Source organism: Microvirga sp. P5_D2, from assembly GCF_054049475.1.
In genome coordinates this window covers 1-8,083 of sequence record NZ_JBFUMH010000200.1, presented here as the reverse complement: position 1 = coordinate 8,083, position 8,083 = coordinate 1, and the positions used below count along the sequence as shown (strand labels likewise).

7 protein-coding genes and 1 pseudogene are annotated in these 8,083 nt (G+C 63.0%); 4 read left to right on the top strand and 4 right to left on the bottom strand.

All coding sequences use genetic code 11. The features are described from left to right. The first annotated feature begins 667 nt into the window (after positions 1–667). Positions 668–2,383 (top strand): cis-3-hydroxy-L-proline dehydratase, encoded by a 1,716-nt coding sequence (gene lhpI / locus ACXJKO_RS27725; protein ID WP_457094266.1) that lies wholly within the window; start codon positions 668–670, stop codon positions 2,381–2,383. Positions 2,384–2,506: 123 nt separating this feature from the next. Here the strand turns inward: lhpI and ACXJKO_RS27720 are convergent, their stop codons facing one another. From ACXJKO_RS27720 to ACXJKO_RS27705, 4 genes are all read right to left on the bottom strand, one after another. Then, entirely contained in the window at positions 2,507–3,172 is a 666-nt protein-coding gene (locus ACXJKO_RS27720) for a DUF4405 domain-containing protein (protein WP_457094265.1), read from the bottom strand. After that, positions 3,169–3,627, bottom strand: a complete 459-nt coding sequence (locus ACXJKO_RS27715) for a cytochrome P460 family protein (protein WP_457094264.1) — start codon at positions 3,625–3,627, stop codon at positions 3,169–3,171. The genes ACXJKO_RS27720 and ACXJKO_RS27715 overlap by 4 nt, the downstream gene beginning before the upstream one ends. Before the next feature lie 130 nt (positions 3,628–3,757). Then, positions 3,758–4,810 (bottom strand): alpha/beta hydrolase, encoded by a 1,053-nt coding sequence (locus tag ACXJKO_RS27710; protein ID WP_457094263.1) that lies wholly within the window; start codon positions 4,808–4,810, stop codon positions 3,758–3,760. 172 nt (positions 4,811–4,982) lie between these two features. Continuing rightward, a complete protein-coding gene (locus tag ACXJKO_RS27705; RefSeq protein ID WP_457094262.1) occupies positions 4,983–5,876 on the bottom strand; it encodes a LysR family transcriptional regulator in 894 nt (297 codons plus the stop codon). 94 nt (positions 5,877–5,970) lie between these two features. Here ACXJKO_RS27705 and ACXJKO_RS27700 point away from each other — a divergent pair, with 94 nt between their 5' ends. The 3 genes and pseudogenes from ACXJKO_RS27700 to ACXJKO_RS27690 form a co-directional block, all read left to right on the top strand. Then, complete coding sequence (locus tag ACXJKO_RS27700) at positions 5,971–6,810, top strand: SDR family oxidoreductase (protein WP_457094261.1); 840 nt, start codon at positions 5,971–5,973, stop codon at positions 6,808–6,810. A gap of 59 nt (positions 6,811–6,869) precedes the next feature. Then, positions 6,870–7,490, top strand: a complete 621-nt coding sequence (locus tag ACXJKO_RS27695; protein WP_457094260.1) for a flavodoxin family protein — start codon at positions 6,870–6,872, stop codon at positions 7,488–7,490. Between the two features lie 195 nt (positions 7,491–7,685). Then, positions 7,686–8,083 (top strand): annotated as a pseudogene (locus tag ACXJKO_RS27690) (adenylate/guanylate cyclase domain-containing protein); the annotation flags it as partial.

The window sequence follows — 8,083 nt, the reverse complement described above, 5'->3', positions numbered from 1 at the left end:
CCATTCCGTCTAGCCTGTTGCACCTGCGAGCCATCAGGCACGTTGCGTGCGTTCCACACCTTGGAAGGTTCCTCCTGCGAAGCCCCATCATGCGGCGACTGATGTCGACCGCGAAGACGACACTGCTCCCGGCAACCACAGCCTCGGCACCAAAAAGGGCTTGCATTCCAACGAGCGATTAGACGACAGGCTGGGTCAGGCAGTGAAGTCCRTTCACTTTTCGGAATGTCTGGTTCCGTGAGGAYTGCTGCCCTCGGCGTAGCGTCTCAGGTGTGCCAGCTCCGGACCTTTATGAGGGATTTGCTGACGAGGCGTTCTCGACGGAAAGCCTGAGCGAGTGGCTCACGCTCGCGAGCTTGTCGCAGGAGGGCATGTTCACATTGGTGCTCCGGCAGCGTCCATTGATCCAAGACTGTCGCGAATACAATGCACGCGCCGTGCTCCCGACGAAGATTGACAGCCATGCACGCCCTCTCGCCGAAGGAGTATGTCCACGATCGTGCTACCGACCCTGCTGGTATACTGGACCAGCTTCGGGTCGTCGGGAACCGTGAGCACATCCCCTGGCCGGATGGCTTTGATCCCTCCCAAGCCGACTTGCGTGTGGTTACGGATTACAGGACAAAGGCCTGGACCTGAACATCCCGTTGGGTCAGGAGACGATAGCGTGGATCTCATCAGACACGGCAGGACGTTGGTGGCGGGCGATGCACAAGGCGAATTGCTCAGCGCCATGGTGGGGCTCAGCTTCTGGGGCGGCGTGGATCCTCAAACGGGGGTCGTCATTGATCAGCATCACCCCTTGCGCAACCAAAGCCTCGCCGGGCGGGTGCTCGCGATTCCGAGCGGGCGAGGATCGTGCTCCGGAAGCGGCGTGCTGCTCGAACTGATCCTCAACGGCCATGCGCCGGCTGCCATCGTCATCTGTGAGCGTGAGGAAATCCTCACCCTCGGTGCGCTGGTCGCCGAGGTGGTCTTCGAGCAGTCGATCCCGGTGCTACGGATCGAGCGTGAGGTGTTCGCGCGCCTTGGTGAGTACCGGTACGCCAGAGTGGTGGGATCCAGCCTTCAGCTCCTCCACGAGCCACCCATCGGGGATTGGCAACCCGAAACTGCGCAGCAGGAGAGCAACGTGGACACGACAGTCCGATTGGACGCAGTCGACGAAGCTTTCCTCTCGGGCCAGCATGGCAAGGCGGCGCAGGTTGCCATGCGCTTGCTGCTCCGGATGGCCGCGGTTCAGGAGGCCGAGGCCTTCATGGATGTCACTCAGGTCCACATCGACGGCTGCATCTATACGGGTCCGGCCAGCTTGCGCTTTGCGCAGATGCTGGTCGAACGGGGAGCGCGCGTGCGGGTGCCGACGACCCTCAACTCCATCTCGGTGGACCAGCGCCGCTGGCGGGCGCAGGGCGTCGCACAAGACCTGGGAATTCCAGCGAGCGCCCTTGCCGACGCCTACCTTGCCATGGGTGCCCAGCCAAGCTTTACCTGTGCGCCTTACCTGCTTGAGAGCGCGCCCCGGTTTGGCGAGCAGATCGGCTGGGCGGAATCGAACGCGGTGGTCTATGCCAACAGCGTAATCGGCGCGCGAACGATGAAGTACCCGGACTACCTGGACGTCTGTATCGCCTTGACCGGGCGTGCCCCGCTGGCGGGCTGCCATCTTGATGCCGGGCGGCGAGCGACGCTCGCGCTGGAGGTCGAGATGCCCACAGGAGCCGATGACGCCTTCTGGCCGCTGCTCGGATACTGCTGCGGCTCCGTTTGTGGCACCGAGATCCCGTTGATCCGCGGACTCGAGACGAGCGCCGCCGGGCCGGACGAGTTGAAGGCCTTTGGCGCAGCCTTCGCCACGGTTGCCGCTGCACCGATGTTCCACATTGCCGGGATCACGCCGGAAGCAGATGAGCAACGCCCAGGGCGCCAGGTGCGCATCGATTCGAGCGAGTTGCGGCAGGCATGGCAATCCCTGAACACGGCTGCATCGTCGGAGGTCGGGCTCGTCAGCCTCGGCAATCCCCATTTCTCCCTTGATGAATGCGCTCGACTGGCAGCGCTGGTGCGGGGGCGAACCAAGTCAGCGGACGTCGCGGTGGTCGTGACCTGTGGCCGAGCCGTGCATGAAGCTGCTTCTCGAGCCGGGCATGTCGAGGTGGCTGAGGCTTTTGGCGTCCAGTTTGTGACGGATACGTGCTGGTGCATGCTTGGCGAGCCGGTGATCCCGGCGGCCGTGCGAACGCTGATGACCAACTCCGGGAAGTACGCGCATTATGCGCCAGGCCTCGTTGGGCGTGATGTCCGGTTCGGCAGCATGGCCGCGTGCGTGGAGGCCGCCTGTAGCGGCAAGGCGCGACAGGAACCGCCCGCCTGGCTCTCGTAGTTCGTACTGGGGCAAGCGGAGAGTTTCCCTACCCTGCGGCAAGCCTCGGGTTCAAGTCTTGAACCGACGTCTGGACGCCTTGAAAATATCTATCGAAGCTCCCGGTCCTGCGCCGGATTTCGCCTATGCCTTGGGAAGCAGCCGGACGAGACCGTACGAAAGCAGCGCGCACAGACCCACGATGGCGACGTGATGCAGGAAGAAGGCCGGCGTCGAAGTCTCGAAGGCCCAGAATTCCAACGTCATCCGCATGAACAGTTTTGACCTGACATCGACGACGTGCAGGCTGTGAATCCCATACGCCACGATCACTGCGGCCGTGGCCCGCAGAACGAAGGTGCGGAGCTTGCTGTTGCCCGCGACACCGGACCATCTGCGCACCAAGGCCATGATCATCGGCCCGTGCAGCCCAAGATGCGCCCCGACGGCGAGCAGGACCAGGTAAGCCACCAATGCATGGATCTGGCGCGAGGTCGGGGTGCTGGTCAAAGGCAGGAAGCTGAAGACCGCCTGGGAGATGATCACGCTGGTCACGACGAGAGCCAGCATGGTCATCAGAAGGGAAAGAGTGATCGTCTTGGCCACAGCCCTGCGAGGCTCGCGCCAGCCCTTCGCAATCGTGCCGTACCATCGGCGATTGAAGATACCGTGAGCGATCAGCAGCAGGAACAGAACCGTGCCGATGACCTCATGGGCTGCATTGCCGAGCCAGTCATAGGCGAGAGCGGCCAGCAATAAGCCGACCGCCAGGACATCAAGGAACAGGCGGAACAGGAACAAGGGTCTCACGGGAGGTAGGCCCGCATCCTGTCGATCGTGAACATGTAGTCGTTCGCGGCTTGGGACTGATGGCAGGACTGGCAACGTGCGGCGATGGCAGTCCTTCGAACCTGTTTGTCGGTGCCGAACTGCTGGAAGTGCCAGTCTCCGGTGCGCTGCTCTGCTGCGAAGTCGAGGCCCCAATCGATCCCCTTTTCCATGACGAAGTAGCCAGTCAGGGCGCCGTTGTCGTAAATCTCCAGCACAAGGCGAGTGCCTGGTGGCAATAGCTGGCCGGCCTTCGCGAGATCGATGGTTTCTCTGAGAGCATAGGCCAGCTCTCCGCCGGTGCCGCGCCTGTAGTCGCCGTACATCACCATCTGGTCGAAGTTGGCTGGAAACGTGGCGCGGATGGTTTGAGCCTGAACCTTCGCTCCCAGCGTGAACAGAGTCAGCAGGGCGACCGTGATCGCGAGTGGGGACATCCGGAACTGGAGATCATGGAAGCCTCTGTGACAGCCGCAAGGCTTGAGCGTTGCGCAGGAAACGGTGAGCGATTGCCCCGGCCTGACCTCCTTTGAGGTCGGCCAGGGCTTCGATGCGGAGCAGCGGCGACTAGAGGTTGCTCTTGAAGAAGGGCGCCAGCTTCCGGGCTGCAATGGAGGAACCATCGCCGTCGTAGAGATCCATGTGGGTGGCGCCGTCGATGATGAAGAGTTCCTTGGCCTCCGAGGCGGCCTTGGCGTGAAGCTCCTGGCTGTGCCACAGCGAGCCTGCCTCGCTGCCGGCAACCATCAATAGCGGCTGCGTCAGGAAGGTGTCGGCACCCTCAAACCCGGTGAACGATGCCAAGGTGCTGATGCTGGTCATCAGCATCTGGTTGGTCGAATTGGGATGCTGGCCGCGTGGTGTCAGGTAGTAATTGGCGGCTTCCTGTAGATCGCGCGGGGCCGTCGTGTCGCCGATCTTGGGAACGTAGTTCACGTAGACCGGCGCGGCGCCAGTTGCCTCGGCCGAACGTTGCTTGGCGACGGCGTCCAGCGTCTCGATCAGAGCGGATTCCGGCGCCTTGCCATCCCAGCCCTTGCGAGTGGCGGCACCGACATCGACCGCGCTCACGGTTCCAAGCGCCTTGATGCGGCGCTCGGTCATGGCCGCCTTCACGGTCGTGCCGCTCCCGGCGCAGACACCGAGGGCACCGATGCGCTGCGCATCCACATAGGGGAGCGAGACCAGGTAGTCGACCGCGCTGTAGATGTCCCCGACGCGCTTCATCGGATCGTCGACGAAGCGGGGCAAGCCGCCGCTGGCGCCCTGATGCGCGGCGTCGAAGGCCAGGGTGACGAAGCCTTCCTCGGCCAGTTTCCGTGCGTAGAGCCCCGCCGTCTGCTCCTTGACGCCTCCACCGGGATGGACAACCACAATGGCCGCGTACTTCTGGTTCCGGTTGAAACCCTTGGGATAGTAGACGTTCCCGGCCAAGGTGATGTCGTTCTTCTTGAACTCCACATTGCTGACGGCGACGTCTCCGGCCTGCGTGCTGGTGACGGCGCTCTGAGGTGCCGGAGCCGGGGTAGCGGAGGCGGCTCCAGCGAGCAGGACGCCGACAGAGACAATGGAACTGCTCAGGAGGAGTTGGCGGCGGCTCAGTCCAGCGATCATGCTCATGGTGTCGTCCCTTCGTGCTTCGGTGAGGCCCAGCCGCCAGTGCGCCTGTGACCAACCGAAGCTAGTCGGTCGGACATTCAGAGATTAGTCGGTATGATTTGCATGGGCTTAGAAGGCTGCTTTCTGAATGGGAGGCGATCCGATCGGCCGCCCGCCTCGGAGGCAGGTGCTCCTACCCGCGATAACGAAGCGCCTCGATCACGAGTGCGAAGGCCGGCGAGTGCTGCCGCCGGCTTGGATAGTACAGGTGGTACGCAGGGCGCGGCGGGCACCAGTCCGACAGAACCCGTATGAGCCTTTCCTCCTTGATAGCGGTTTCCACCTGATCCTCAGGAAGGTAGGCGAGTCCAAAACCGTCGAGCGCTGCCTGGCGCATCATCCCCACCGTGTTGAAGGCGGTCCGTCCCTGGATCCGCACCTTGAGCTCCTGACCGTCCTTCTGGAACTCCCAGGCATAGAATGCGCCGTGGGTCGGCAGGCGGAGCTTGATGCAACTGTGCTCGATCAGGTCCTGCGGGACGTCAGGCTTGGCGCGGTCTTCGAAATAGGAGGGAGCGCCCACCACTGCCATGCGCAGGTCGGCGCTGATCCGCAGGGAGATCATGTCCTTGTCGACCTGCTCACCCAGCCGCACGCCTGCGTCGTAGCGGTCTGCAACGATGTCCTTGAGACCGTAATCACTGATGATCTCGACGTTGATGTCGGGATACTCGGCCAGGAGAGGGGCAAGGGCCGGCCAGAGGATGGTCTCGGCGGCGTGCTCGACGGTGGTGATGCGGATCGTCCCGGCGGGCTTGTCGCGCATGGCGCTCAGCGCCGCGATCTCACTTTCGATCTCGTCGAAGCGCGGGCCGATGCTGTGAAGCAGGCGCTCGCCCGCCTCCGTCAGGGAGACGCTTCGGGTCGTGCGGGTGAGGAGGCGCAGCCCCAGGCGGGCCTCCAGCATCCGGATTGTGTAGCTGAGCGCGGATTGGGATACGCCAAGCTGCGCCGCCGCCTTCGTGAAGCTCTGCTCGCGGGCAACCGCGATGAAGGCAGTGAGATCATTCACGTTGTCCCGGCGCATTCAGAAATCCGTTTTCTAAGTCCATGCGGATAATACCATCTAATCGCGGATTCCCGGATGCGGTAGATGCAGTGCTCGGAAATGGGAGACTGACATGAGCAAGGTCTGGTTCATCACAGGTGCCGGCCGGGGGCTGGGCATCGATATCGCTCAGAAGGCCCTGGCCGCAGGGCACTCTGTCGTGGCGACCGGACGCAATGCGGATCGGGTGCTCCAGGCCGTCGGCGCACACGATAACCTGCTGACCGTCGCGCTGGATATCACCGACCCGGAGGCCGCGATCACCGCCGCCAAGGCTGCGGTCGATCGGTTCGGCCGCATCGACGTTCTCGTGAACAACGCCGGCAACTTCTATGCCGGATACTTCGAGGAGATCAGCGCCGAACAGTTCCGGGCACAAATGGAGACGAACTTCTTCGGACCGCTGAATGTGACCCGCGCCATTCTCCCGGTCATGCGGAAGCAGCGCAGCGGTCAGGTGATCACAATCACCTCGACCGCGGGTCTGATCGGGCAGGAATTCGTGGTCGCCTATGCGGCATCGAAATTCGCGCTGGAAGGCTGGATGGAGTCGCTGCGCTTCGACGTCGCGCCCTATGGCATTCGCACGATGTCAGTCGAGCCGGGATTCTTCCGCACCGAACTCTTGGTCGAGGGCGCTTCGACGATCTGGCCGGAGCTTTCGATCGAGGATTATGCCGGCCGCACGGCGCAGACGATCACAGCCTGGAAGGGCATGAACGGCCAGCAGGGAGGAGACCCAGCCAAGCTGGCCGCTGCGCTGGTGACCCTGTTGGACTCGGGAGAACTGCCCCTGCGCTTCGTGGCTGGGGCCGATGCCATGGCGGCTGTCGAGGCCAACCTGAAAGCCATCCAGGGGCAGATCGATGCGCATCGCGCCCTGGCGGCTTCGCTGGCTTTCGACCACGCCTAGCGGTCTTCTGACCCGTATCCTCGGCTGACCTGAAGCCCGAATACGCATGAGGGACCGACGTGAGCACCAGGAAATCCGTACGGCTCCTGACCCTGACCATGGCTGTCCTTGGGATCGCCGCCTTCGCCTTGATGGCCGTGAAAGACCGGACCTACGTCGTGAGCGGCGCCTACGCGCCGGTGGGGGAACCGAACCTGGCGGTTGCGGTGGTCTACTACTCGCGCTCCGGCCATTCCGAGGCCGTCGCCCGGGAGGTTGCGCGCACGTTCAACGCGCCGATCGCTCGCATCTCGGCAGACTATCCTCTCGACTTCTCCGGTCAGGGAAAGGCGGTCTCTGATGCGAATGCCGGTGAGCTGCCACGGATCGAGGTCGGACCCATCGATCTCGACCCGGTTCGCCGCCTCTTCCTGGTGTCGCCGACCTGGATGTTCCGCCCGGCGACGCCGCTTTGGGCTTACGTCGAGCAGACGAACCTTACAGGCAAGGAAATCGTGCTCGTCACGACCGGCAACAGCCGGTTCGAGCAAACGGAGATCGATGCATTCGCAAGGCGGGTCGAGGCACGAGGTGGCCACCTCGTCCATCACCTTTTCCTACGCCGGGGCCGCATCTACTGGCAGAAGAGCCGGGAGGATCTGCTGGCTGAAGCTCGCGCGCGAATACGCGATCTCAGGTGACGTGGCAGCGCCACTGTAGAGCTGGTGATCCAGACGTGACGCTGATCTGCGATGAGAACTGACCAGGGACTTGCCGGCCCCGGGCCCAAGCCCCGGCCTTGACCCTATCGCCGTATCCGCTCGCACCGTGCAAGGCCCTTGCCGGAATGCTATCAGGTTCAAGCCCAGAGCCTTCGTGATCAGCAGAGCGAGCACATGTCTGACTTGGCGAACCGGATCATCGGCTTTGTGTCCAGTGCCTTGCAGGCGATGCGATCGCTTTGGTCTCCCGGGAGACCACAGGATCGCCTACAGGCGAGCATTCGGCAGGCGGAACTTGAGGGCCTCCAGTTTGCGTTCTATGCCCGGCTGACCGCGATCATCGTCGTGTCCGTCTGGCTCATCTGGCTCGTACCATGGCCACGCGATCTCTATTACGGAGCCTACGCCTTCGGGTTCTTCGTTCTAGGCTACCTCCCGTATCGTTTGCGACACCATCCCCACAGCGAGGCGATCAAACTTGGCTTTATCGTCCTCGATGTCGCGTTGGTCTCAGCAGCTATCCTGCTTCCTCCTCCGGCTAGTATCGGTAATGAATGGCCCATCCAGACCCG

Bases quoted from the DNA above. Each gene is read 5' to 3' on its own strand.
- ACXJKO_RS27710 (WP_457094263.1), bottom strand. From the start codon at position 4,810: ATGAGCATGATCGCTGGACTGAGCCGCCGCCAACTCCTCCTGAGCAGT.
- ACXJKO_RS27705 (WP_457094262.1), bottom strand. From the start codon at position 5,876: ATGCGCCGGGACAACGTGAATGATCTCACTGCCTTCATCGCGGTTGCC.
- ACXJKO_RS27700 (WP_457094261.1), top strand. From the start codon at position 5,971: ATGAGCAAGGTCTGGTTCATCACAGGTGCCGGCCGGGGGCTGGGCATC.
- ACXJKO_RS27715 (WP_457094264.1), bottom strand. From the start codon at position 3,627: ATGTCCCCACTCGCGATCACGGTCGCCCTGCTGACTCTGTTCACGCTG.